Source organism: Dongia mobilis, from assembly GCF_004363235.1.
GTDB classification, from domain to species: Bacteria; Pseudomonadota; Alphaproteobacteria; order Dongiales; family Dongiaceae; genus Dongia; species Dongia mobilis.
This window is the reverse complement of sequence record NZ_SNYW01000008.1, coordinates 554,964-578,495: the sequence shown is the minus strand read 5'-3', so window position 1 is coordinate 578,495 and position 23,532 is coordinate 554,964. Positions and strand designations below refer to the sequence as shown.

Here is a 23,532-nt window from a genome sequence, read left to right as displayed (position 1 = left end):
CTGGGCTGATCCCGGTTCAGCGCGCGCGGGCGCGCAGGATGAGGCGCCAATTGGCGTTGGTGAGATTGGCCTCGGACCCGGTGCCGCCATGGGCATAACCAAAGGCGCTGGCGCCGCTGCCATAGCGCAGCACGATGTTGCTGGCGTCGGCGCGCAGGCCGAGGCCGCGATGGGTGCCGAAGCCGGTGCCGGTATTGGCAAAGCCGATGGCGATCTCGTCCCCCACCGCCCAGCCTGCTTCCGCCGTCTTGCAGCGGAGCACTGGCCGCAGATCCTGCGGCGCCGCGCCCAATCCGTGGGCCAGGGTCAGCGTGCCGCCGGAGGTGATGGAAAGCTCGCCGCTGTCATACGAGTAGTCGCCGGCGAGTGTCTGCCAGGCCGCGCCGTCAGAGCGCAACAGCACCTGGTCGCCGAGGCGCAACAGGCGCTGGGTGAGGCCGTCCAGCAGTTCCGCCCCGGCGGGGTCGAGCGTCACCTCGCCGCTGGCCGCCGCGTTGCGGATGGCGATGACCGCGCCATTGCCGGCGACAGCCGCCGGGAGCAGATCGAGCGTGACGCCGCCTGCGGTGAAACGGAGCTCGCGGCCGAGATCGGCCGCCGCCAGGCTGTGGCCCGAGGCGAGATCGGTGACCGGCAGGGCGAGGCCGGCCCCGCCCACATACCAGCGCGGCGGTGCCGAGACGCAGCGCCAGAGCCCGCTTGCCTCGGCGCGGAAGCGGGCGACATCGCCGGGCGCTGCCGCCACATCGGCGGCACCCGGCAGGATCAGCAGCAGCGGATCATGCGTCAGCGTCAGTGCCGCGGCGAAGCAAAGCTCGACCACCGTGCCGGCAGGAGCGCCCGCCCAGAATGCGCCGATCGTGCTGGCGCCGCTGACATGATGATAGCCGCCGCGGGCAAGGGACGCGGGCTCGGCCAGCGTGGCGGCACTGGCGATGGCGGCACCCTGTCGCCAGAGGGCGGCGAGCCCCCGGGGCGTCACCGCCGCATCGTCGGACGATCCGTCGAGCACGTCGGCGATGCCGGCATAGACGGCAGCCCCCTCCGGCAGGTTGCGATTCTCGAGGCCGCTGGCATCGTGGTTCCAGCCGATCAGCCGCCCGGCCGCGGGCAGCGGCAGGGTGAGGTCGGCAGACGACGCCGTGGGGCTGAGGCGGGGTGTGCGGTCGAGCCGGTCGTCCAGTTCCTGCACCAGGGCGGTCAGGCGATCGAGCGCGCGCTCATGTGTCTCCGCCGGGAAGGGATCGTTCGGGGTGTAGTCGACGAGCTGCGTGCGCCGGGTGCGCCGGATGATGGTCCAGCTGGTGCCGGGTGGCGGCGGTACCAGGGCGGTGAGCGTGCCGCTTTCGCCGCCGCCGCCTCCCAGGGTGAAATCGGTCACCAGGCTGCGCACGGTTTCGCTGCCGCTGGCGAGATCGCGCTCGACCACCTCGATCTCGTCGGCACCGAAAAAGACGAAGGGAATGGCAAAGGCGGCGGTGACCCCGTCGCCGGCATAGGTGATGCGCGATTGCGTGGTGGCGAGGGTCATGACGCCACCTCGGCGATGAGGCGCTGGCAGAGGCGGCGATAGGGTTCCTGCGCGGACGCCTCGGCCGCGCGCAGGGCATCGATGGGGGCACGCGTTTCCGGCCGCGGCAGGGGCAGGAAGGCATCGAAGCCAAGTCCGGCCATGAATTCGGCCAGCCGCCCGCCGGTTGCCGCCATACCCAGTGGCGCCTGAAAGCGGCGCGCCGGAATCTCGCCCTCCAGCGCCGCCGCGCCAAGTCTCTGCGCACCAGCATTCCCGTCGATCGCGTCATCGATCGCCGCGCCGAGTCCGCCCAGGCGCTCAACCTGCGCGAACAGCCGCCGCGCCAGGCGCTCGACCTCGCCGGCCACACGCAACCGCTCGGCCAATTGTGCCTCGACCATCTTGGCCGCGCGCCGGCCGGCGATGGCCGCTGTCCGCGCCGCAGCCGCTTCGCCGGCCGCCCTGTCCGCCGCGATGGCGCGGTCGAGCGCGGCGGCTTCCGCTGCCAGCAATGCGGCTTTGGCGAGGGCCGCTTCCGTCAGGGTCCGCGCCGCTGCATCGCCGAGGGCGGCGCGCAGGGCGGCTGCGTCGCATTCCGCCTGGTGCCGGGTGATGGCGGCGGCAAGCTCGGCACGCCGCGCCGCAAGACCGGTGCCGCTCTGTCTGCTGCTTGGGCTGCCGGTCGCGCTACCGCTCGGGCTGCCACTCGTGCTCTTGCTCATGCCGGACCTCCCGCCTTGCCTTGTTGCGCTTCCGCCAGGGCGGCAAGGCTGCGGATCAGCCAGGGATCGTTGCCGAGGCCGCTCTCGGCCAGGATTGCCGCGATCTCGCCCTGCCCGGCGCAGCGCGCGATCACCGATCGCGCCAGGGCGATGCGGCTGTCGCAGGCCTCGCCCCATTCGCGCGCCAATTCGGCCCGCGCCAAATCCGCCCGTGCCGATTCAACATCGCCGGATGGTGCTTCCAGCCGGCGGCAATAGGCGGCGACAATGCCATTGACCAGGCCCTGCGGCAGGCCCGCCGCGTGGAACCAGCTGCGCGCTGCCGCTTCCAGCGCGCGATCCGGTTCGATCGCGCGCGGCAAGCGAATGACATAATCCTCGGCGCGCGGCGGCGGCGTGAAGGCCGCACCGAGCGCCTCGGCCAGGGGATCGGATGCGGCGACACCCGAAGGTTGGAAGTCGTCGGACACGCTCTGGCCGCGGGCCAGCAGCGCCTCGCGCATCGCCGCTTCGAGCGGGTCAGCCGCGGGATACGGGTCGGTCGGGTCGTGACGCATGGGATATCGCCTCCTGTTCCAATGGGGGTCGGTTGCGTGATTGCTAGCGCAGCTTGATCACTTCCTCGCCGATCCGGCTGAGGCCGGTGAGCGAATCGAGGATGCCGCTGCGCCGGGCGCGGCGCGCGGCGCGCTCCTGCTCGCGCGCGGCGACGTCATGGCCGTGCTGCGTCCAGAACGCGTCGCGCGCATTTTCCTGGGCAAGGTCGCGCTGCAAATCGGCTGGCGAACCCTCGCCGGTGACGCCGCCCTTCAACAGGGCAAGGCGCTGCCGGGCGCGACCGCGCTCGCCCTGGCGGCGGATCTCGTCGGCCTTGCGCGCCCCCTCCTGCCGCAATTCCCGCGCCGCCGCGGCCGCTGCCTTGCCGTCGTCGCCGGCCTGCATGGCGCGGTCGGCCAGTTGCAGGCCAAGGCCGATCATGGTCGGTATCGCCACATGGCACATGTCATCCATCCATCGTTGTTATCTGCGGCATCAGGGCGACGACGGTGCAGGGCAGCGGCTGCTCCTGCACCACCGTCACCAGGGCCCGGTTATCCCAGCCCTTGGGGACGGCGACGCTCTTGTCGCCGCTGAAGAGCGGCGGGCTCTGGTCCATCGCCGTTTCCGGCCTGCGGAAGACGATGTCCTCGGCGCGCGCGGCATCGGCGCCGAGGCGCATGCCGAGACTGTCGACGAGGCGCACGATCACGCGGTGCAGGCGCCGCTTCTTGCCCTGGGCGGGGCCGTCGCCGCCGCCGGCTTCCAGATCCATGGTGACGAGGCGGCTGGCATAGCCGAGGCCGACATGAGCCCAGGAAACGGCGCGCACGAGGCTGACGGTACCGTCGGCGGCCACGATGCGATCGGGATGGGTGGCGCCGTCGGCCAGGATCGTCACCTGCTCGCCGACCAGATGGTCGAGGCCGTCCAGCGTCGTCGCCGCCAGCGCCCAGGCGCCGGACGGCATTTCGTCCAGCGATGGAAACGGCGTCAGGATCGTCGCGGTCACCGAGTTGGCGTCGATCCAGCCGGTGATCAGCGCCCGCGCCACGGCATAGCCGGTACCGTGGCGATAGCGGTGATGCAGTTCGCGCCCGACATCGCCGGGGGCGAAGATTCCGGCAGCCGCGACGAAGGCGACACCGGTGGCACCGGCAAGGCCGGCGCCGCTGCCCGGCGTCACGGCCGCCGTGCCGGCGCCATCGAAGGTGAGACCGGCATCGACGAAGAAGGCGTGGCGCTTGTCATGTTCGTCCTGTGGCGTAAAGGCCAGGGCCAGGCGCTCGACCGAGCGCCGGATCTCGCCCTCGACGCGCCGTTCGACCGCCAGCCAGAGTTCGTCCTGGCTGTCGCCCGGAATGACCGCCAGCGACAGCACGCGCGTCTCGCGACCGCCGATGCGGTGCCGGTGCCAGCCCACCACGTCCTGGTCGCGCAGATAGGTGAGGCCGAGCAGCGCACCATCGGCGCAGGCGACCCAAAGCACCGACCATGGCTCGGCCTGATAGACGATTTCGGTGATACCGGTTCGCGTCAGGTGCCGCGCCAGCAGCGACATCTCCGGCGAGTTGAAGGCGTCGTTCTCGAAATTGTAGGCCATCTCGTAGAGCTTGCGCCGCGCGCGCTGCACATAGAGGACGGCGGCGCCGATGCGCTCGGGCCGGATATCGGCGCTGCCATTGGTGGTCTCGCGCCGCACCACGACATTGCCGGGCGTCACCGCCTCGTTGAGCGAAGACGCCGACAGGTTGAATTCGCCGCCGGTGGTGCCGAGGGCGAGTGTCTTGCCCGCACTCATCCAGCGGATGGCGTTGACGCGGTCATCGGCGATGGTGAAGTTGAGCGCATGGTCGTCGCGCACCAGCCCGTCGGCGGCACTGGGGGCATGGCTTTCATAGGCACCGGCGACCGAGCCCCAAAGGGTCTGCGGCTGCTGGCGGGAATTGGCCATGAACAGGCGCTCCTCGTAGAAGGTCACGGTTGCGGGCCAGCCGGTAGTGGCGGACCAGGCGCCAAGCCGCCAGGCAGTGACGGCCGCGGTGCCGCCGAAATTGGCCTTCACCTCGACCGTCACCTGGGTGGGCGACGTGAAGGCGGTGATGCGGCCCCAGCCCCAGATGGTGCCGTGCTTGAGGCGCAGCAGGCGGCCGATATCGGTCGCCGCGAACAGCGGGCCGGTGGCGGTCAGGGTCACCGCACCGCCGCTGACGGCGGACGGGGCCAGCGTCACGCTGCCCGTGTTCTCGTCGAGATAGGGACCGTCCTGGAACTGTATCTCGCTGAGGCTCCAGGCGGTATGGCCGCTCCGGGCCAGCTTGCGCGGCGCAAAATCGGGATGGCAGAGATAGAGCACATCGGCCGATTGCGCCCATTTCAGGCGGCGCACCGCGGCAAGGTCATAGGGTGTCGCGATCTCGTAGGCGATGCCGGGCGACGTCTCGATGCGTCCGCCATTCATGTAGAAGCGGAAATAATTCTGTCCGGCCTCGATCACATAGGCCTGCTCGGTCGAGAATTCGAAGGGGATCAGGCGAATTTCACCACCGTCCTTCGCCGGCGCCACGAATTGCGTGCCCGGGCGACGCGTCGCCGGCCCTTGCGCCAGCAGCACGAAATTCTCGATCTCGCGGCAGGCGTTGCGGTATTTGTCGAGGTCGATGCGGCCATAGAGTTCGGGCGACCATTCGCCGGCATTGAAGGTGGCAAGGTAATGCGCGCTTTTCGGCATGGTCCCTTCCCCTTCCTTCAGGCCCGGGCCGCCAGCCAGGCATCGACGGCAAGCGTCGCCTGCCCGCCCTCCTGCGCATCGGCGATGCGCGCCTGCTGCAGCAGATCCCGGAGATGGTTGCGCGCCGCCTCGATGCGGCTGGCGCTTTCGGTCAGGTTGCCGGCGAGTTGCACGGCGAGCCTGGCGGCGATCGCTTCGGCCAGCAGCGCGTCATATTCGGCGGCATCGGCGATGCGGCCGATATAGAGGATGTCGAGCGGCGGCGGCAGGTCGCTGAGGATGCGGCGGCCCTCGATGCGGTAGTCGCCGCCGCCGGCGATCTCGATCAGGCGCAGGCAATGGGCCGGTTCCGGCCCCTGCGGCAGCTGGTACTGGTGGGCATAGCCCCAGGCCGGCTTCTCGACCATTGCGGCGAGGCGCGCGCGCCGCTGCGCCGCATTCCAGGGATAGAGCCGCAGCACCGCATCGGCCGCCGGCGCGAAATTGCGCCGGCACAGGCCGGCCGGCTTCGAGCCGTCCTCCAGCGAGGTGATGGGATCGGCGCCGAGAAAGTCGAGCGCCCGGTTGCAGATGGCGATGATGGAAGTGGTCATTATGATTTCACCGCGCGCCGGAGCCGCCCGCCAACCCGCCGGCGCGCGGTGGGGTTGGCGGGACGGCCACAGCGCGCCGGCGCTCCTCAATCCAGTGTGTAGAAGATCAGCACGCGCAGAGTGCCGCTGGCGGGCAAAGCGGCGGCGGCGGGGGTGAGGATCACGATCTCCTCATTCGCCAGCGGCTCGCCGATATTGGCAGCGGGGCCGAAGAGCGTCGGCGTGTCCACCGCGGTGAAGGTGGCCGCGGCGCGATATTTCGCCGGCGTGCCGGCGATGCCGACGGCGAGCGTCGCGGAGCCGAGGCTGACCGTCGACGCGAGCAGGCCGTAGAGTACCCGCGCCCCCTTGGGCAGCCGCGCCACTTCGATGATGTCGGAGGTCGGCTGTGCCGCCAGCGTCACCTTCTCGTTAAAGCAGCGCACGCGGCCATGCACGTCGCCGGCCATCGGCAGATCGACCGGGGCCGTGTTGCGCAACCGGCCCATCTGCAATCCGTATTGAATTGCCATGTTTATCTCCTGTTTGAAGGGAAGAAACGAGCGTCGGCACCGCGGGGTTGGTGGGGCGGCCGCGGTGCCGACGATCAATCAAGCAAGCGTCCCGATCTCGACCACGCCGTCCTCTTCCATGCGCGTGGCGCCGATCGACATCGCGCAATAGACCTGTGTGGCGTAGGACTTGTCGGGGCGTTCGGTGACCTTGACCTTGGGTGATTGCGCCAATGCCAGCAGCAGGGCCGATTGCCGCCAGGCGAGGCAGGCGCGCTCGCCCGAGCCGTTGAGGCCCAGGCGCTGAGTGCGGATGAAGCGGAAGCCGAGGAAGGTATCGATCTGGCCGGCGGCCAGCGCCTTCACCGTGTTGTAGTCGGACGAGGTCACCTGGGTGGTGCCGAGCAGCACGGTGATGTCCTTGGCCGGACAGGCGACATAGCGCGGCTCGTCGGGATCGTTCTCGGCCGCGTCGAGGATCTCCTTGGCCTGGAGCAGCTTGGCCAGCGTCAGGCCGGTGCCGCCGCCGGCGATCTTCTGCGGGGCAGGCAGCGTGACCAGGGTCTGGCCGGTCTTGCCGCTGCGCGCCACGCCATTGGCCTGGGCGATGATGACGTCGTCCATGGCGCGGCCCAAGGCATGGGCCGCTGCCTGGGCATAGGCATTGGTGGGATCGGTCAGGGTCTTCACCTGGTCGAGCCGGTCGACGAGGTCGGAATACTCGTAATCCTCCAGCATCACCTGGCGCCGGGCGTGGGGCGTTTCGGTCAAGGGCGTGTCGGCATGGCGCGACTGGCGCTTGATCGCCGAGCCGGCGCCGATCTGGTCGAAATAGGCGATCTCGCCGGTCACCATTTCCTGGCGCACGGCATCCTTCAGGCGGCTGCCCTTCTGCTGCACCAGCAGCATGATGTTGGCCGAATACATCGCGTTGAACGCGAGCTGCACTTGTGAGGACATGGGTTCTCACTTCCTTTCGTCTTTGGGTTTCGGGTCGGTCGCGGCGAGGTTGCCCCTGCAAGCCGCCGCGCGTGGCAGCGTTGGTGTGGCAGCTGCCACGCGCGGCGTTTTCACAAAGACCTCAAGCCTCGATGCTGACGCGCATCATCGGGCGGCCCGTCTCTTCCGGGCGGTCAGCCGGGCCGCGCTGGGCTGCGGTTGTCCGGCTTTGGATGCGGGGTTGCTCTCTCACGACCCGCCATAGGCGAGGGCGTAGAGGGCTTCCATCCGTTGCACCAGGCTCTGGTGCTCGGGGTGGGTCTTGTTGAGATAGGGGTGCGTCGAATCGGCCTGCGCCTGGCGCTGCAGCTTCGCGATCTCCTGGAGCGCCTCGGCGGGGTTGCGCGGGCCCGCACCGGCGCCGGCACGCGCCGTGATGCTGTCCTCGGCGAGGAGGCGGCCGGCCTTCGCCAGCAATTGCATCAGCGCCGTCTCGCCCAGGGCATCGGCGATGTCGTGGAACGGTGCCGCATCGCCCAGCAGTGCCGCATAGGCGCGCCGCGCCGACTGCATGTTGGCATCGTATTGCCGGCCCCAGAGCGCCTGCAGATCGCCGACCGGGTCGGTATCGGGCAAGGGCGCCGGTGCCGCGGCAGCGGACAAGGGCGCCCCGGCAGCAGGCAGGCGGGCAAGAAAGGCGTCGTGCAATTCGCGCGCCTGGGTCCGGGTGAGGCCGAGGCGATGCGCAGTCTCGCGGTACCAGCCGGCGAGCTCCGCATCATAGGCGTCGCCATCAGGGACCGGCAGGTCATAGCCGTCGGCGTCCTGCGGGCGGCCGAGGCGATCCCAGATCGGCGCCCAGGCCTCGGGCCCCGCATCGGTGCCGGGCAGGTTCAGCCGGTCGCCGCCCACCAGGCGTTCAAGGTGGCGATAGGAGGTGACAGCGTCGCTGGCCGAGCGCCAGCCCTTCTGTTCGACGAAGCGGCCGAGTTCGGGATCAAGTTCCGCCTGCCACCCTGCCTGCGACGGCGCTTCTGCCTGCGGGTCCGGTGTTGCGATCGGGTCGTGGTCGTCATCGGTCATCGATCACCTCCTGGAGCAGGGCCGTGAAATCGGCGGGATCGAGGCCGCACATCTCGGCCAGATGCAGGAAGACGTCGCGTGCACCTTCGTTGAAGGCGGTCTGGTGCGAATCGCCGGGGACGAAACTCGACCGCCCGACCCGGCAATAATGCGCGAGGTCGGCAAGGATGAGCCGCGAACCGGCGCTTTCCGGAGAAAGATGCCGGCGATAGGCATCGGCGACGCGGCGGGCGCGGCTGTGGCCGTGCAGGCGGAGGAGCCAGGCCAGACCCGCCTTCATGCGGCACCGCCGGTCATCGCTTCAAGCAGCGCCGCGCCGGCATCGGTCGCATCGGTCGCATAGGTGGCACCGGCCGCATCGACAGCATCGGCCGGATTGCCCGGCGGCGGTGCTGCGGCGGCGCGCAGATCGGCGACCGCCGCCTTGCTGCGCAGCAAATGGTTGGGCGCGCCGAAGGATTGGGTGAGCGCCCGCGCCGCTGCATCGGCATCGATGTTGTCGTAGATCTCGGGCTTCACCGCGCCGATCGGGGCCAGCGCCTCGAGGGCGCGCACGATCGCCGCCCCCTCGCCCGCCCGCTGCGCCCGGGCCAAGGGCGAGACATATTCGATGCGGACACCGCGCGCCTGCAACTGTCGCGGCGGCGGCGGCAACTGGTTGGCACGGCGCATGATGCCAAACTGGCGGCGGATCAGGGGGTCGAGGAATTCCGCCTGGATGCGGCCGAGATGCGGCCCCATCAGGCGCAGCTTCTCCTCCTGCCGGGCCAGCACCTCGGTCGCGGTCTGGTTGGGCTGCTGCACCATGAGGAGGAGCGAGAAGTAAAAGGCCTGGCGCACGGCCTCGCGGCGCTGTTCCTCGAGCTCCAGGCCGAGGCCGATATTGCCGCCGGCCTGCAGCGGCTCGTAGCGCCGGCGCCCGTTCTCGTCGAGCCCGCCATAGATGATGCCGCCGGGATGGGTGCGCAGGCCGCGGACCGCCACCTCGTCCACCGCCAGCAAGGGCGGGTCGACCGATTTCTGCGCCGCGATGATGGTGGTCTTCGACATCGCGTTCAGCATCTTGATGTCTGGCAGCGCCAGCATCGCCGGGCTATCGCCGTAAAGCCCGCGCGTCGCCGTCGACCAGCGCGGCACCTGGTAGGGGAATTCGTGATAGAAGCCGCTGGCGAGCAGGAGCCCATGCTCGACATCGACATAATGGCTGACGAAGGGCGTCTCGGCGTCATGAGCACTCATGGCGCGGCCCTCCATTCCGCCGGCCTCGCGCGGCATCACCGCGTGCAGGAAGGCAAAGCGCCGGTCGGGTTCCTTCTCGGCCGCGCGCTGGAGGGCGGGATGGCAGGCCTCGCCCCAGCGCGAGACCGCCTGGCGCGCGGTGAACTGGAAGCGGCGGAACAGGGTGTCGACCTCGTCCCTGGCATTCTCGGCGATGAAGCATTCGGAAAGGTGCCGGCAGGAATAGTGGATGCGGCCCGTCTCCGGCACCTCCTCGACGTAGAAGATGCCGGTGCCGAAAGTGACCAGGTCGGCATAGAGCTCCATCACCCGGGCATAAAAGCGCTGGCCGTTGCCGGCGAAGCTGGCGCGCATGCGCCGGGTCACCTCGTCCAGCCACAATTTGGTCTCGGCCGTCTCCTCTTCCTCGGCCAGATCGGCGCGCAAGGTGAACCAGTCATTGGCGGCATTGGTGATGAGGCCCCAGAGCCCCGCCGCCAGGTTCTCGGCCGCCTGGCCGGCGGTGCCGTCGAAGATCTTCTGCGCGCGCTTCTCGCCCGGCTGGCGCAGATGGGTGAAATCGGCCCGCAGCGGCAGGACCAGGTCGGCGATCTCCTGCCAGAGCTGGTCGAGATTGCCGCGTTCGGCGGCAAGGCTTTCCTGGCGCCGGATCAGGTCGCGGGCCAGATCAGGTGCCGGACCGGTTGTCGGACCGGTTGTCGGGTCAGGTGCCTGGTCGCGGGCCGGATTGCTGTCGGTCGTCGGTTTCATGTGGTGGCGTGTTCCCTTGCCAGGTGTCGAGCAGGAATGCGGGCCAGGATCCCAATGGGGGCGGTGGCTCAGGAGCCGAGCAGCTGGCCGCCGCCGATGGGTGCCGCGCCGAGCTGTGCCGCGTCCGGCGTCAGGATGGTGGCGCGCCGGCCGCTCAGGGCCCGCTGGCGGCGCAATTCGTCATCCGCCGCCTTGGCCGCGGCATCGGCAGCCAGCCTGGGATCGGGCTGTTTCGGGGCGGGTTTCGGTTTCGATTTCGGCAGGGCGCACATGTTTTCCTCTCTTTCGAAGACAAAGCCGATGAAGGTCTGGCCGTCGCGGCCGAAGGCCGGATAGACCGCCTCGACCCGGGCACCGAGGCGCAGCAGCCAGCTTTGCGCCATCTCGTGCCCCGCCATGGAGCGGCATTCGGCGCGCCTGGCGCCGAGCCGGTGGAGGGCGGGACGCAGCCGGGTCTGCGCAAAGCGGGTCGCCGCCAGGGCCACTTCCGGCCAGCGGTCGGTTGCGAACATCCAGACCGACCAGTTGCCCGGCCACATCTCGCTGGCGCCGATCGCCGCCACCGCCGCGCCATCGGCAGCGGCGAGGATGGCACCCATGGGATCGGTGGCGAGAATCTCGGCCACCAGGGCGACGGGGTCGTCGTCGAAGCGGGTGGCGAAGATCTCCGCCCGGTCGGCCATGCGCATGTGCCGGGCGACGAAGAGCAGGTCGTCGGAGCCAAGCGGGCGCAAGGGCCGGGACATCTTCCTCACCATCGCATCGGGTCGTATTCGGGTTGCGGCGGTCCCGCCTCGTGCGGCACCCGGCGCACCGGCTGGCCGAGCGCCAGATAGCGGAAGGCATCGGCCCCGTGGCTGGTCCAGTCATGCAGCGGCCGCGCCGAGTAGAGATCGGCCCTGGCATCATAGGCCGGGCGGTAGAGCCGCAGCGCCTCGAGCCCGCGCCCGCATTTGCCGGCATCGAACCAGCAGCGCGGCAGCAGGGCGCGCACCGCCTCGATGCCGTCCTCGAGCGGCTGCGGCTTCAGCACGCGGGCGCGCAATCCCAGCTGGCGCAGGGTCTCGAGCCGCGTCGTGCCGGTGCCGAGCTCGCGCACCGCGACGTCATGGGGCAGCAGATGCTCGCCATAGACATAGGGCTGTGCCTCGAGCTGCTTGACGTAATGCGACAGCGGCACGCCATGGGCCTCGAAATAGTCGATGATCCGGATCTCGCCGCTGCCCAGCGCCTGGGCGAACCAGATCGCGGTGGCGTCGCCGATGCCGAGATCCCAGGCGGTCATCACCGGCAGGCGCGGCTCCCAGGGCACGCGGCCGATCCGGCCGGCGCGCTCGGCCGCGTCGATGAGGGGGGCGTAATAGGCCCCCGGCACGCCGGCCGAGAAGCTGCATTCGAATTCCTGCGCAAATTGCTGCGCCGACATCGCGGCCCGCGCCGCCGCCAGTTCGCCTTCCGGCAAAATGCCGGTGGCGCTGGCCGGATAGCGTGCCGAGAGCCAGGCGGGATCGTTGGCGGCGGCATCATAGAGCCTGGCGAAGTGGTTGCGCCCCATCGGTGTGCCGATGAAGAGCGCCCAGCCCTGGCGGTCGCTCAGCATCGGCCGCACGATCTCCGGCCAGACGCGGGGATGCATCTGGGCGTATTCGTCCAGCACCACGCCGTCGAAATAGAGGCCGCGCAGGCGATCGGCATTGTCGGCGCCATAGAGGCGGATGCGGGCACCGTTGGGCAGTTCCACCCACAGCTCGCTTTCGCTCAGCTTCAGCCCCGGGATGGGCGCGGTGAAGCGCTTCAGATACGACCAGGCGACGTCCTTGGCCTGGACAAGCAGCGGCGCCACATAGCCGAAGCGCGGCTCCGGCGCCGTGCTGGAAGCGGCCCGGGCGATGAGCTCGTTGATGCAGAATACCGTTTTGCCGAAGCGGCGATGCGCCACCAGCACGTTGAAGCGCTTGAGACGCCGATGCAGATCCGCCTGCAGCCGGCGCGGCCCATAGAGATGCACCACCTGCGCCGCTGTCTCCGGCTGCGGTCGCGGCAGGGCTTGTTCCATGCGCTTGGGCTTGCTCCAAAGCAAAATCCCGCGAACCGGGTCGGGTTCGCGGGGCGTAATTCCTCAGCTTATATTTTCATATTACCTTCTTACTGTCTTTTTGTCAAGTAATATTTTCCGGATATTCGGGCTTCCAGCAAATAATGACCATCTGTTCTTGCTTTTTACTTTCGTGACGGCCGAAATCGCCGCTGCCGGGCCGGCCGTGGCCCCATTGCAGCACGGCATTGGCGGCGGCGTTGCGCGCCATGGGGGCCGCCTCCGGGTCCTGCATCACCGCGACCAGGGCGGCGATCGCCGCCTCGGTATGCCGCCTGGCCAGTTCGCGCAGATGATCCCCTGCCGTGCCGGGGTCGGTTTTGTGGTCGACCGGGAGCTTCATCGGCGGGGCCCAGCGAAACTGTCGCCAAGCGCCGCGAGGCCGAGGCGCAGGCGCTGGCAGGCGGTACTCCTGGCGCCCTCCCGGCTGAAGACGAAGCCGGGCCAGACCGCAAAGACGCTGACCGCCTCGGTCATGCGCGCCACCCTGTTGCCGGCTGCCAGCAGATCCGCCTTGGCGCGGCGATAGAGCTGTTCCAGACGGGCAAGGTCCGCCTCGTCCAGATCCGCCGCGGGCAGGCCGCCGCCACCGCCGGAAAAGCCGGCATAGAAGCGGCCATAGCTGACGGTGACGCGGCCGTTGACCCGGCGATAGAGCCCGGCATAGCGCCAGCCGGCGCGCTGTTCGCTCGGGGCGATCCAGCCGCGCGCGGCGAGGAGATCGAGCGGATGCGCGCAAAGCACCGGGTCGAGGCCGCGGGCGAGCTGCGCCCGCTTCAACTGCAGTTCCGCCGTGCCGCCATCCTGTACCGCGGGGGTGGTGCCACACGCATCGTCATTGGCGACGGCGCGTTTCGGCCGGCCGCGCCGGCTCGGCTCAAAGGCGCGCATGGCCTCACTCCTCCTCGTCCAGGCCCATGGCCCAGCGCTCGGCCCATTTCACCAGCCAGAGCGCCCGTTCGGCGGTCATGTCGCTGTTGACCACCTCGAACTCGCCTTCCTCGGTGATGCCGATGCCGAGGAACTGACTCCAGCGGGTCTTCTGGCAGGTGCCGATCGCCTGGTCGGGACGCAGGCTGTCGCTCGGCGGGAAATCGACGATCTCGGCCATGATTCTCTCCTTGTCGCGTTGTCTTGTTCCGGTCTGGCGGGTCAGCATCCGGGCGCGTTGTCGTTGGCGGGCGGGTTCAGCACGACATCGCAATTGCCGCTCTGCCATTCCTCGCTCTCCTTGCAGGCGAGGCAGATGCGGATGAAGGGCCCGGGCGCGCGGAAAATCCGGCTGCAGAACAGGCAGAGGCGGTTGCACCGCCCCCGGCTGGCGCCGGTGACCGTCGGGACTGGATCGAGTTTTTTCGAGTTGCCATTTTGTTCCATATCTGCCACCCCTTTACGGCTTGACGCGTTAGCGCATTATGGCATTATACGCAAAATTTTGTTACGCTGTCAAGCATTAAAAACGTATTCTGCGGCTATGTCTGTCAGGCCGCTGCCGCGCGCTGCCCAGTGGCCGGCCGTTGCTGCATCGCGCCGCTGCGGCCCGTCGCTGCATCACCTGGCGCCGCTCGTGCCCCGCTCCGGCGGGCGCCGGGCGCCACGGCAAGAATGAGGAGCCAATCCATGACCGAAATTTCCGAAGCCGCCCGCCGCCTCAAGGAATTGCGCGAACAGGCCGGCCTCACCATGCGCGCGGTCTCGGAGGCGCTGGGCTGGAGCCTCACGCGCTATCAGCATTACGAGGATCGCTACAAGCGGCGCTTCCTGCCCTTCGAGCTGGCGCGCGAACTTGACGCCCTCTTCTGCCAGCACGGCACCGAGCCCGGCGCCGTGCTGCAGCTGGCCGGCATCGAGCCGGGACAAGGGGTGAGCCAGCGGCGCGATCCGGTGCCGCCGCGCCCGGGTGCGGCGATCGGCCAGACGCAGCGCGATCTGCCGGTATTGGGTGCCGTCAAGGGTGGCAGCGAGGGCTTCTATTTCAATGACGGCGAGGCCAAGGAATTCGTCGAGCGCCCGGCCAATCTGAAGGGCGTCTTCAACGGCTTTGCGCTTTATGTCGACGGCGATTCGATGGAGCCGCGGTATTTCGCCGGCGAGCTGCTCTACGTCAACCCGAATCGGCCGATCACGCGCAACTGTTTCGTCGCGGTCGAGCTCAATGACGGCCAGGGCCTGATCAAGCAATTCGTCCGCCGCACCGATGAGGAGATCGTGCTGCACCAGTTCAACCCGGCGCGCGACATCACCCTCAGGGCCGGCGAGGTGAAGCGGATCTACCGCATCACCGGCACCGGCGAGGCCGGCTGAGCCATAGCGGCGGGGGCGGCGAGGCGGCAGCAGCCAGGGCAGCCGGTCCCCCATCTCCTGGCGGTATCCTGGTGCTCGAGACACCGCAGGCTTTAGCGCGCTTGCCTTGCGGGGGGCGTCGTTAACGATTTTTACGTTGACATCTTACGCTAGTTCTATATATGTTCCATTCGTAAATCCTGACCCGGGATGGGTCAGCCCATGGATGGAGGCATGAATGAGCTTCGACCCCCGCGATCTCAGCGTCCTCGCCTATGCCAATGGCTTCACCCACTGGCATTACCGCAGCCATGATTCCCTGGGCTGCCTCGGCGGCGATTACTTCGCCGCCGCCGCCGACTTGCTCCGTCCGGGCGACCAGATCACGGTGACGCTGCTGGCTGGCGAGCAAGCCGATCTCGCCATCTTCGCGGTCACAGCCATGCACCCCGCGCCACGCCTCTCCCTGCTGACAAGCAGCCATTCAACGCGCCACGCCCTTGCCGCCTGATGCCCGCCACCCGATACCCGCAGACCAATGCCCGCCACCCGATACCCGCAGACCAATGCCCGCAGACCAATGCCCGCCGACCAATGTCCGCGCCGCATCCAAGTCCCGCTTTCCGCGACCGGTTTTCGGTAGCCGCCATGGTCCGCCTGTGATCTCGTGTTGCCCGGCATGAGAGGGATGAGGCGATGCGGAAGAGATTTGCGGAACCGAAGGACCACTGGAACTGGCCGATCAAGGTCACCCACAAGCAGGGTGTTCGCTGCGGCCAGATGATCTGGATGGGCGGCCAGACCGACACCACCGCCGAGGGAATCGTCAATCATCCCGGCGATCTCGCGCGCCAGACCGCCAACAGCATCGCCAATATGGGCCGCGTCCTCGGCGAGATCGGCTGCGACTTCGCCGATCTCGTGAAACTGCTCTGCTTCTATGTCAATGACGGCGGGGTGCAGGAGGCAGATGTCCTGGCCATGATCGCCGCCGCCCTGCCCCGGGATGCGCGGCCGGCCATCACCCTCGTGCCGGTGGCCTGGCTCTGCTATCCCGGCATGGTGGTCGAGATCGAAGGCTATGCCATGCGGGGCGAAGATGACGCCAGGCTGCCGCGCAGTTATGCCGATGGTACGGGGCTTTCCCCGCTGCCCCCGGCATTCGCGCCGGCGCTCCGCTGCGGCAGGATGATCTTCGTCAGCGCGCAATCGCCGGTGGATGCGGCCGGCCATCTCCTCCATGCCGGCGACATCGTCGCGCAGACCAAGCAGGTGATGCAGCAGGTCGGCCGGGCGCTCGGTGCCTTTGGCGCCGATTACGACGATGTCGTCAAGATCAACCGCTGGTATGTCGGCGCCGGCAAGGTCGAGGATTTCGAGCCGGCGGCCCTGGCGTGCGCCGCGCATTTCAAGGAACCGGGCCCCGCCGCCACCGGCGTGCCGCTGCCGCGCCATGCCATTCCCGGCCAGCAGATCAAGATCGAGGTGGTCGCCATGCTGGGCGAGGACGGGCAGCGCCTCAAGCGCCGCCATGTCTGGCCGGAGGGGTTGTGGGACTGGACCATCCACCTTCCCTATCACCATGGCCTCAAATGCCATGACATGATTTTCCTCGGCGGCCAGGTCTCGCTCAACCAGAAGGGCGAGACGATCCATGTCGGCGACATGCAGGCGCAGACCCGTCAGGCGATGACCCATATCGGCACCATCCTCAAGGCGCTTGGCGCCGATTACCGCGACATCTGCAAGATCACCACGGTCTATGCCGGCAAGTGCGGCTATGACGAGTTGCACGAGAACCTCTCGGTGCGCTCGTCCTTCTTCCAGGAGCCCGGCCCTGCCACCACCGGCATCCCCCTCCCCGTCCTCGCCTATCCCGCCATGAGCATCGAGATCGACGCCTTCGCGATGGCGGAGCCGGATCGCTAGACGCCCAGATCGACGACGACGCGGCCCTTGATTTGGCCTTCGAGGATCGCCTTGCCGAGGCGCGGCAGGTCCTCGAGCGTCGCGCGCTCGATCATGGCATCGAGTTTCGCCATGGGGAGATCCTTGGTGAGGCGCGCCCAGGCGATCTTGCGGCGGAAAATGGGACAGGCGACGGAATCGACGCCGAGCAGCGCCACGCCGCGCAGGATGAACGGGATGACCGTGGTCTCCAGCTTGGTGCCGCCGGCCAGACCGCAGGCCGCAACCGCGCCCTTGTACTTCATCTGCGGCAGGATCGCGGCCAGCGTCGAGCCGCCGACCGAATCCACCGCCGCTGCCCATTTTTCGCTGTCGAGCGGCTTGCCGCTGGGTGTCGAGATGGTGGCGCGGTCGATGATCTCGGCGGCACCCAGGTCCTTCAGATAGTCATGCGTCTCGGCGCGGCCGGTGGAGGCGACGACGCGGTAGCCGAGGCTGGCCAGAACCGCGATGGCGACGCTGCCGACGCCGCCGGCAGCACCCGTCACCAATACGTCGCCCTGGTCCGGCTTCACCCCGTGTTCCTCCAGCGCCATGACGCAGAGCATGGCGGTGAAGCCCGCCGTGCCGATCGCCATCGCCCGCTCGGTCGAGAGGCCGGCGGGCAGCGGTACCAGCCACTCGCCCTTGACCCGCGCCTTTTCGGCATAACCGCCCCAATGGATCTCGCCGACGCGCCAGCCGGTCAGGATCACCTGGTCGCCGGCCTTCCAATCCTTGTGGCTGCTCTCCAGCACCGTGCCGGCGAAATCGACGCCGCCAACATGGGGGTAGGTCTTCACCAGGCGGCCGAGGCCGTTCAGCACCAGACCATCCTTGTAGTTGAGGGTGGAATTGTGGACGCGCACCAGCACATCGCCTTCGGGCAGGCGGTCATCGGGCAGATCCTCGATCGCCGAGGTGACCTTGCCGTCCTTCTCGTTCAGCACCAGCGCCTTGAACATGCCAACCAACTCCCCTTGTGCAACTTCCGACCCAACTATCTTCTATGCTCAGCCTTGCGGCTGGATGGTTTCCTGGAACTGGACCGGCTGGCCCAATGCCTTCCCCTGCAATTCGTCCTCGCGCATGACGATGTGGCCGCGGATGATGGTGGCCCTGGGCCAGCCGGTCACCTCCATGCCGTGATAGGGCGTCCAGCCGGCCTTGGTCGCCATCCACTCATTGGTGATGGTGCGCTGCGCCGTGAGATCGACCACCGAGAAATCGGCGTCATAGCCCAGCGCGATGCGGCCCTTGTTGCGGATGTTGAAGATGCGTGCCGGCCCCGCGCTGGTGAGGTCGATGAGGCGCTGCAGGGTGAGCCGGCCCTTTGCCACATGGTCCAGCATGACCGGGAGCAGCGTCTGCACGCCCGGCATGCCGGAGGGGGATTGCGGATAGGGCCGGTCCTTCTCTTCCCGCGTATGCGGCGCGTGGTCGGAGCCGATGCAATCGACCACACCGGCACGCAGGGCCTGCCAGATGCCCGCCTGGTGGTGGGCGTCGCGGACCGGTGGGTTCATCTGCGCATAGGTGCCGAGGCGGCGATAACAATCGGGCGCCGAGAGAGTGAGATGATGGGTCAGCACCTCGACCGTTGCAATGTCCTTGTGAGCAGCGAGGATCGGCATCTCGTCGGCGGTCGAGACATGCAGCACATGGATGCGCCGCCCGGCCTTGCGCGCGATCTTGAGGATGCGCGTCGTCGCCCGGACCGCCGTCTCGACATCGCGCCAGACTGGATGCTGGTCGGGGTCGGCCCCGTCCTTCACCAGCGCCAGGCGTTCGCGCAGGCGCATCTCGTCCTCGGCATGGATGGCGACGCGGCGGCGGCCGTGGCGCAGCACCTCCTCCAGCGTCTCGTCATCGGCCACCAGCAGCGAACCGGTGGAGGAACCCATGAAGATCTTGACACCGGCGCAGCCCGGCAGCTTTTCCAACTCGCCCAGCTGCGATGCGTTCTCGTCGGAAGCCCCCATGAAGAAGGCATGGTCGACCCAGGCGCGGCCCCGGGCCCGCGCCAGCTTGTCGTTGATGGCGGCGGCATCCAGCGTGTTGGGATTGGTGTTCGGCATCTCGAAGATGGCTGTGACGCCACCCAAAGCCGCCCCGGCCGTGCCGCTCGCCAGATCTTCCTTGTGCTCGAGACCGGGTTCGCGGAAATGCACCTGGGTGTCGATGACGCCAGGAAGCACGGTGAGGCCCGTGGCGTCGAATTCCTGGCCGGCGCGCCCGGCCGGGATCACCCCGAGCCCGACGATCTTGCCGCCAGCAACGCCGATATCGAGGTTCTCCAGCCCGTTGGGCGTCGCCACATGCCCGCCCCGGATGACAAGATCGAAAGTGCGGGTCTCCAGGTTCTGGATGTCGGGGTTGTGCGCCATGGGGAAGTCCTCGATTTGCCACCCCGATCTCTAGCCCGCCCGCTGCCATGGACGCAAGCCTGCCGCGGTCGGCTACTCCAATCCCAGCACCGGCTTGAAGCGGTCGTTGAAGGCGCAAAAATCCTCGAAGCTGAGGTCGGGATCATCGTTGAAGACCGTGTAGACCCCATTCATCAACGGCCGCACCAGCGGTACATTCCCTTCGAGGCGCCGGATTACTTCGTCGGGTCCATAGCCCAACGCCTTGCCACAGAGCTCGGCATCCCAATACTGCGCCGGATGCAGCGTGAAGATGTTGTTGCGGCCGTTTATGTCGACGGTTTGTGTCTTGCGCAGCCGATCCACTGCACCCTGATTGAGGTCCTCATATCGAACAAAGTAGTCATCAAAGAATGCCTTTGCCAGATAAGCATGAAAGGCACCGATCACCGCCGGGAAATGCGTTTCTAGGACCAAGCGGTAATCGACGAACTTGTTCCTCGAATCAAAACTGATCGAGAGCTTGTCATCGAATGTGCTCTCGTCTCGATACTTGTAAGTTTCTCCGCGGTAGACATATGTGCCGTACGACTCAATTCCTGGTACGTTGAGCGTGATATGAAAGCCTGCGCCCAAATCTTCCCCGCAGTCTGGCGCCGGAGGCAACTTTGACACTTCACCCCAACCGAACGGAGCTGACAAGGATCGCATGGCGGCAATGATCTCTTTGTGGCGCGTTTCAACACTCTCGCCGTGACGGGCTTTATAATGCAGAAACAGATCTACTTCTTTCCCGCTCATCGCTTCCTCATTCTCGTTCGAACATAGTGGTGATAGTTGTGCTTCTGGATGAATCGTCTTGCCTTCTGTTCAGAAATTACATCATTGAACTCATAAACCACTCGGTAGCCAGGATTCTGAATTAATGCTTCCTTGGTTCGTTCAAGAGTACGAAGCGTCGTTTGCTGCGGGCCTCTACTCCAGATTGCGAGCTTCGTCTTTGCATCGGCGAGCTCAATGAAGTTTCCGTCGTCGGAGACCCCGGACACTTCGAATTTTATGAAGTTTCGGCCACGCTTGTTTGGGTTTACAAAACGTAGTGCTGCTGAAGCGAATTTTTTTGTTCTGACATCGCTAAATGCGCCGTCTGTTCCAGACTGATGTTCGCGCGCACGCTTGTTTTTTGGAAGTGCCTCCGCAATATGGATGAGTCCCTTGTGTTCGCCACCTAACCGATTGGCTTCGGACACAGTGAGCACGTTGGCTTTGCTCTGGTCAATCTGAGCCAATAGGCTTTGTCGAGTGCTACGGTTGTCCAGAACATCATCGACAATCTTCTTCCCCGACTTCACCGTTCTGCGGTTGGGCATGCCGGGGGTTAGGCCGGCGGCGACGAGGGCCCAGTCATCGGCGGTCCATTGGTCGCCGTTCTCGAGGTAATCCCTGAAATCGGCCAGGAGCCCGGCGGCGTCACCGCCGCCCGGCAGGAAGGTGGGTGCGGCCTCGACGATGACACCCATCGTGCCGCGGCGTTCGCGGGCAGCCGCGGTGCGCTGGCGCTCCGCTGCCTGGTTGGCGGCAAAGGCTTCGGCGAGATTGGCGCCGCCCAGCATGTCGAAGAAGGCGTTGAGGCCGGCTGAGACATCGTCCGCATAACCGCCGGTGAGGCCAAGTGCACCCAGGCGGACATGATCGTCCGCGGCCTGCGCGAACTCCTCCAGCGTGATGCCGGGCCTGGTCGCTGCCTCTGCCATGCCGGCGACGCGCCCATTGACGATGCGAGGTCCGCTGCCGGATGACACCGGTCCGGCCGACGCGTGCCGACCGATCGGCCGCGGGGTGGCCTGCCGATTGTCGTTGGCTGCCGGCGGACCTGCCGGCGCCGGTTGCGACGTCGCTGGATTTGTGACCGCAGGATTTGCCGCCTGAGATTTTTCAGCCACAGGCTTAGCCGCCACGGGCGGCGCGGCATTGTCGTTGGCCGCGCCCGGTGGCGTCGCCTTGCCTAGGCGCCATGCCACATATGCGTCCGTGCCCGGCATGCCCTGTGGCCCTGCCGCCTCGGCCGCGATCTCATCCATGGTCTTGCCGGCGACGTGGCCAGCACGGTGGGCGCGGGTGGCGGCGTCTTCCAGGGTGCGGGCGTTGTGGAAATAGTGCCGGCCGTCCGGCCCCTGGTAATGCGGCGGGGTGGCGCCCGCGATCCCGAGCTCGATCGCTGCCCGCGTCGCCGCATCCATCGGCTCGCCCAGCATCCAGGTCTCCGGATTGACCGCCTGGTTATAGGCGGCGCGGTACCGGCCGGAGGGGGTGGCTGCCATCGGTTCTTCTCGCACTGATTATGTATTATGTATAAAACGTAAACGCATTTCAGTCAAGAACAAAATGGGAACATTTTGGTTATGAGGTTTAGCGGGGGTGGCAACGCAACTGGAGACGGCCATACGCGACAGCAGCTTGATGGCGCGCGGGGTCGCTTTGCGGTAAAATTAGCTCTCTGGCGGCAATCACTCAAAAATCAGCTCACGCCAGCAAGGGAGATGGTCGCAACGTGATGATCGGCGTGAATGAGCTGCGCGTGCAGCTGGAGGAATTGCGGTCGGAACATCGCGACCTGGACGAGGCGATCCGTGCCATGGAAGAGGCCTCGCCTTTCAACCAGCTGCAGATCCAGCGGTTGAAGAAGCGCAAGCTGGCCCTGAAAGACCAGATGATCAAGCTGGAGAGCAAGCTGCTCCCCGACATCATTGCCTAGAGCGGTATTGCCGCCTCAGACGGGTTACGCCGGCCCTCAGCAATCCTGCGCGAGGGTCAGGACCTGGGTCGTCAACTCGATGCCGAAGGTGCATTCATAGGGCGGTTCGGCCGGACTGCCGTCGCCATTGTCGCCATAGCAGACCATGCCGTTGCCGTATTTCGACCAGCGCCCGACGCATTCATCCTCGACCGGCTGCATCGGGAAGGCGTCCCACATCTCCCTGGCCGCGTCGCCGGTGACATAGAAGGTGGCGATGGTGGCCTTCGCCCCCTCCTCCGCGCCAAGCGGCGGCAGCATGATGAAATCGCCGATGAGGGGCATGACGGTGTCGTCCATTGCCTCGGCCGGCGTACGGTCGAGCGGTGCCACAAAGGCAACGCCACCGGCCAGCAGAGCGACGAGGCCCAGATAGAGGGCGCATTGCCTGCCGACATTGGTTACGGGTTCGAGGCGCCCGGCCGCTGCGGTTTTTTTCTTTTCGCTCATTCGGACTGGCTCCGTTGCTTCTGGATCTTGCGCCATTTGGCGACGTTGCGGTTGTGGCCGTCCAGCGTCTCGGCAAAAGCGTGGCCGCCGGTACCGTCGGCGACGAAATAGAGTTCCTTGGAGGTGATCGGATTCAAGACCGCGTGCAGCGCCGCCACGCCAGGATTGGCGATTGGTCCGGGCGGCAGGCCGGGAATGACATAGGTGTTGTAGTCGTTGTCGAGGCGGAGATCGGCCGTGGTCAGCTCGCGGCCCAGCGGCGCCTTGCCTTCGGTGATGCCATAGATCGCGGTCGGGTCGGATTGCAGCGGCATGCCGATCCGCAGGCGGTTGTGGAAGACGGCGGCGACGCGGGCGCGCTCGGCCTTTACCCCGGTCTCCTTTTCGACGATCGAAGCCAGGATGACGGCCTCCTCCGGCGTCGAGATGGTCTTCAACTCGGGGTCGCGCTGCTCCCATAATTCGGCGAGCTTCGCCTGCATGTTGGCCTGCATGCGCTCGACCATGGCGCTGCGCTGGTCGCCGCGCACGAAGAAGTAGGTCTCGGGCAGGAGCGAGCCTTCCGGCGGCAGGGATGGCAGCGATCCTTCGAGCAGCGGCATCGCCTCCAGCACGGCGAAGATCTCGGCCACCGTCAGGCCTTCGGCGATAGTGATGCGGTGCAGCACCGATTTCCCCTCGATCAGCACCTGCATGGCGCCACGCGGCGAGACATGGGCGGGGAAGCTGAATTCGCCCGCCTGCAGCGGCTGGCTGTCGGCGTAGAGACGCACCCCCGCCTTGAAGACCAGCGGCTCGGCGATGATGCCTTCCGCCGCCAGCAGCTCGGCGATGGCGGCAACGCCGCTCCCCTTCGGGATCACCAGGGTCTTTTCCTCCGTCAGCGGCCCGTTGCCGTTGAAAGTCGCCTGGAACCAATAGGCAGCGGCGCCCACAGCGAGGGCGCCCAGAAGGACGAGCGCGGCGGCGAGCCTTGCCAGCCTGCGGAAGAGCGACATG

27 protein-coding genes are annotated in these 23,532 nt (G+C 67.2%); 4 read left to right on the top strand and 23 right to left on the bottom strand.

The features are described from left to right. Positions 1-16: 16 nt before the first annotated feature. The 17 genes from A8950_RS11540 to A8950_RS11460 form a co-directional block, all read right to left on the bottom strand. Positions 17-1,531, bottom strand: a complete 1,515-nt coding sequence (locus A8950_RS11540; RefSeq protein ID WP_133613785.1) for a hypothetical protein — start codon at positions 1,529-1,531, stop codon at positions 17-19. Beyond that, positions 1,528-2,235 (bottom strand): hypothetical protein, encoded by a 708-nt coding sequence (locus A8950_RS11535; RefSeq protein WP_133613784.1) that lies wholly within the window; start codon positions 2,233-2,235, stop codon positions 1,528-1,530. Before A8950_RS11535 ends, A8950_RS11540 begins: the two co-directional genes overlap by 4 nt. Next, positions 2,232-2,792 carry a hypothetical protein gene (locus A8950_RS11530; RefSeq protein WP_133613783.1) on the bottom strand — a complete coding sequence of 187 codons (561 nt, stop codon included), beginning with the start codon at positions 2,790-2,792 and terminating at the stop codon, positions 2,232-2,234. Before A8950_RS11530 ends, A8950_RS11535 begins: the two co-directional genes overlap by 4 nt. A gap of 43 nt (positions 2,793-2,835) precedes the next feature. Further along, positions 2,836-3,246 (bottom strand): hypothetical protein, encoded by a 411-nt coding sequence (locus A8950_RS11525; RefSeq protein WP_133613782.1) that lies wholly within the window; start codon positions 3,244-3,246, stop codon positions 2,836-2,838. Next, positions 3,239-5,503 carry a hypothetical protein gene (locus A8950_RS19475; RefSeq protein WP_166645127.1) on the bottom strand — a complete coding sequence of 755 codons (2,265 nt, stop codon included), beginning with the start codon at positions 5,501-5,503 and terminating at the stop codon, positions 3,239-3,241. The genes A8950_RS11525 and A8950_RS19475 overlap by 8 nt, the downstream gene beginning before the upstream one ends. Positions 5,504-5,520: 17 nt before the next feature. Beyond that, positions 5,521-6,096: a hypothetical protein gene (locus A8950_RS11515; RefSeq protein WP_133613781.1), complete on the bottom strand. Its 576-nt coding sequence runs from the start codon at positions 6,094-6,096 to the stop codon at positions 5,521-5,523. Positions 6,097-6,182: 86 nt separating this feature from the next. After that, entirely contained in the window at positions 6,183-6,608 is a 426-nt protein-coding gene (locus tag A8950_RS11510) for a hypothetical protein (RefSeq protein WP_133613780.1), read from the bottom strand. Positions 6,609-6,686: 78 nt separating this feature from the next. After that, a complete protein-coding gene (locus A8950_RS11505) occupies positions 6,687-7,547 on the bottom strand; it encodes a phage capsid protein (RefSeq protein WP_133613779.1) in 861 nt (286 codons plus the stop codon). 228 nt (positions 7,548-7,775) lie between these two features. Further along, positions 7,776-8,609: a hypothetical protein gene (locus A8950_RS11500; RefSeq protein ID WP_133613778.1), complete on the bottom strand. Its 834-nt coding sequence runs from the start codon at positions 8,607-8,609 to the stop codon at positions 7,776-7,778. Continuing rightward, positions 8,599-8,889, bottom strand: a complete 291-nt coding sequence (locus A8950_RS11495; protein WP_133613777.1) for a Bbp19 family protein — start codon at positions 8,887-8,889, stop codon at positions 8,599-8,601. The genes A8950_RS11500 and A8950_RS11495 overlap by 11 nt, the downstream gene beginning before the upstream one ends. After that, positions 8,886-10,598 (bottom strand): portal protein, encoded by a 1,713-nt coding sequence (locus A8950_RS11490; protein WP_133613776.1) that lies wholly within the window; start codon positions 10,596-10,598, stop codon positions 8,886-8,888. Before A8950_RS11490 ends, A8950_RS11495 begins: the two co-directional genes overlap by 4 nt. Positions 10,599-10,666: 68 nt before the next feature. Continuing rightward, on the bottom strand, positions 10,667-11,344 hold the full coding sequence (locus tag A8950_RS11485; RefSeq protein ID WP_133613775.1) for a hypothetical protein: 678 nt from the start codon (positions 11,342-11,344) through the stop codon (positions 10,667-10,669). Positions 11,345-11,349: 5 nt separating this feature from the next. After that, positions 11,350-12,654, bottom strand: a complete 1,305-nt coding sequence (locus A8950_RS11480) for a hypothetical protein (RefSeq protein WP_133613774.1) — start codon at positions 12,652-12,654, stop codon at positions 11,350-11,352. A gap of 103 nt (positions 12,655-12,757) precedes the next feature. Further along, positions 12,758-13,036, bottom strand: coding sequence for a hypothetical protein (locus A8950_RS11475; protein ID WP_133613773.1), 279 nt, complete (start codon positions 13,034-13,036; stop codon positions 12,758-12,760). Continuing rightward, positions 13,033-13,584, bottom strand: coding sequence for a hypothetical protein (locus A8950_RS11470; RefSeq protein ID WP_133613772.1), 552 nt, complete (start codon positions 13,582-13,584; stop codon positions 13,033-13,035). Before A8950_RS11470 ends, A8950_RS11475 begins: the two co-directional genes overlap by 4 nt. Positions 13,585-13,588: 4 nt before the next feature. After that, positions 13,589-13,804, bottom strand: a complete 216-nt coding sequence (locus A8950_RS11465; protein WP_133613771.1) for a hypothetical protein — start codon at positions 13,802-13,804, stop codon at positions 13,589-13,591. A gap of 41 nt (positions 13,805-13,845) precedes the next feature. Further along, positions 13,846-14,070, bottom strand: coding sequence for a hypothetical protein (locus A8950_RS11460; RefSeq protein WP_133613770.1), 225 nt, complete (start codon positions 14,068-14,070; stop codon positions 13,846-13,848). Between the two features lie 243 nt (positions 14,071-14,313). Between A8950_RS11460 and A8950_RS11455 the strand changes: the two genes are divergently transcribed. From A8950_RS11455 to A8950_RS11445, 3 genes are all read left to right on the top strand, one after another. Continuing rightward, a complete protein-coding gene (locus A8950_RS11455; RefSeq protein WP_166645126.1) occupies positions 14,314-14,997 on the top strand; it encodes an XRE family transcriptional regulator in 684 nt (227 codons plus the stop codon). Positions 14,998-15,214: 217 nt separating this feature from the next. Continuing rightward, positions 15,215-15,487 (top strand): hypothetical protein, encoded by a 273-nt coding sequence (locus tag A8950_RS11450; RefSeq protein WP_133613768.1) that lies wholly within the window; start codon positions 15,215-15,217, stop codon positions 15,485-15,487. A gap of 185 nt (positions 15,488-15,672) precedes the next feature. Continuing rightward, a complete protein-coding gene (locus tag A8950_RS11445) occupies positions 15,673-16,905 on the top strand; it encodes a RidA family protein (protein WP_133613767.1) in 1,233 nt (410 codons plus the stop codon). Here A8950_RS11445 and acuI read toward each other — a convergent pair. The 4 genes from acuI to A8950_RS11425 all read right to left on the bottom strand — a co-directional run bounded on the left by acuI (position 16,902) and on the right by A8950_RS11425 (position 21,610). Then, positions 16,902-17,888: an acrylyl-CoA reductase (NADPH) gene (gene acuI, locus A8950_RS11440; RefSeq protein ID WP_133613766.1), complete on the bottom strand. Its 987-nt coding sequence runs from the start codon at positions 17,886-17,888 to the stop codon at positions 16,902-16,904. The genes A8950_RS11445 and acuI overlap by 4 nt on opposite strands. Positions 17,889-17,936: 48 nt before the next feature. Continuing rightward, on the bottom strand, positions 17,937-19,310 hold the full coding sequence (locus A8950_RS11435; RefSeq protein WP_133613765.1) for a dihydroorotase: 1,374 nt from the start codon (positions 19,308-19,310) through the stop codon (positions 17,937-17,939). A 72-nt stretch (positions 19,311-19,382) separates the two neighbouring features. Further along, complete coding sequence (locus tag A8950_RS11430) at positions 19,383-20,090, bottom strand: hypothetical protein (protein ID WP_133613764.1); 708 nt, start codon at positions 20,088-20,090, stop codon at positions 19,383-19,385. Beyond that, positions 20,087-21,610: a hypothetical protein gene (locus tag A8950_RS11425; protein WP_133613763.1), complete on the bottom strand. Its 1,524-nt coding sequence runs from the start codon at positions 21,608-21,610 to the stop codon at positions 20,087-20,089. Before A8950_RS11425 ends, A8950_RS11430 begins: the two co-directional genes overlap by 4 nt. A gap of 233 nt (positions 21,611-21,843) precedes the next feature. On the opposite strand from A8950_RS11425, the gene A8950_RS11420 reads away from it, so the two are divergent. Beyond that, positions 21,844-22,044 (top strand): YdcH family protein, encoded by a 201-nt coding sequence (locus tag A8950_RS11420; protein ID WP_133613762.1) that lies wholly within the window; start codon positions 21,844-21,846, stop codon positions 22,042-22,044. A 36-nt stretch (positions 22,045-22,080) separates the two neighbouring features. On the opposite strand, the gene A8950_RS11415 is transcribed toward A8950_RS11420, so the two are convergent. Further along, complete coding sequence (locus A8950_RS11415) at positions 22,081-22,533, bottom strand: hypothetical protein (RefSeq protein WP_133613761.1); 453 nt, start codon at positions 22,531-22,533, stop codon at positions 22,081-22,083. Next, on the bottom strand, positions 22,530-23,531 hold the full coding sequence (mltG, locus tag A8950_RS11410; protein ID WP_133613760.1) for an endolytic transglycosylase MltG: 1,002 nt from the start codon (positions 23,529-23,531) through the stop codon (positions 22,530-22,532). Before mltG ends, A8950_RS11415 begins: the two co-directional genes overlap by 4 nt. Between the last annotated feature and the right edge of the window lies 1 nt (position 23,532).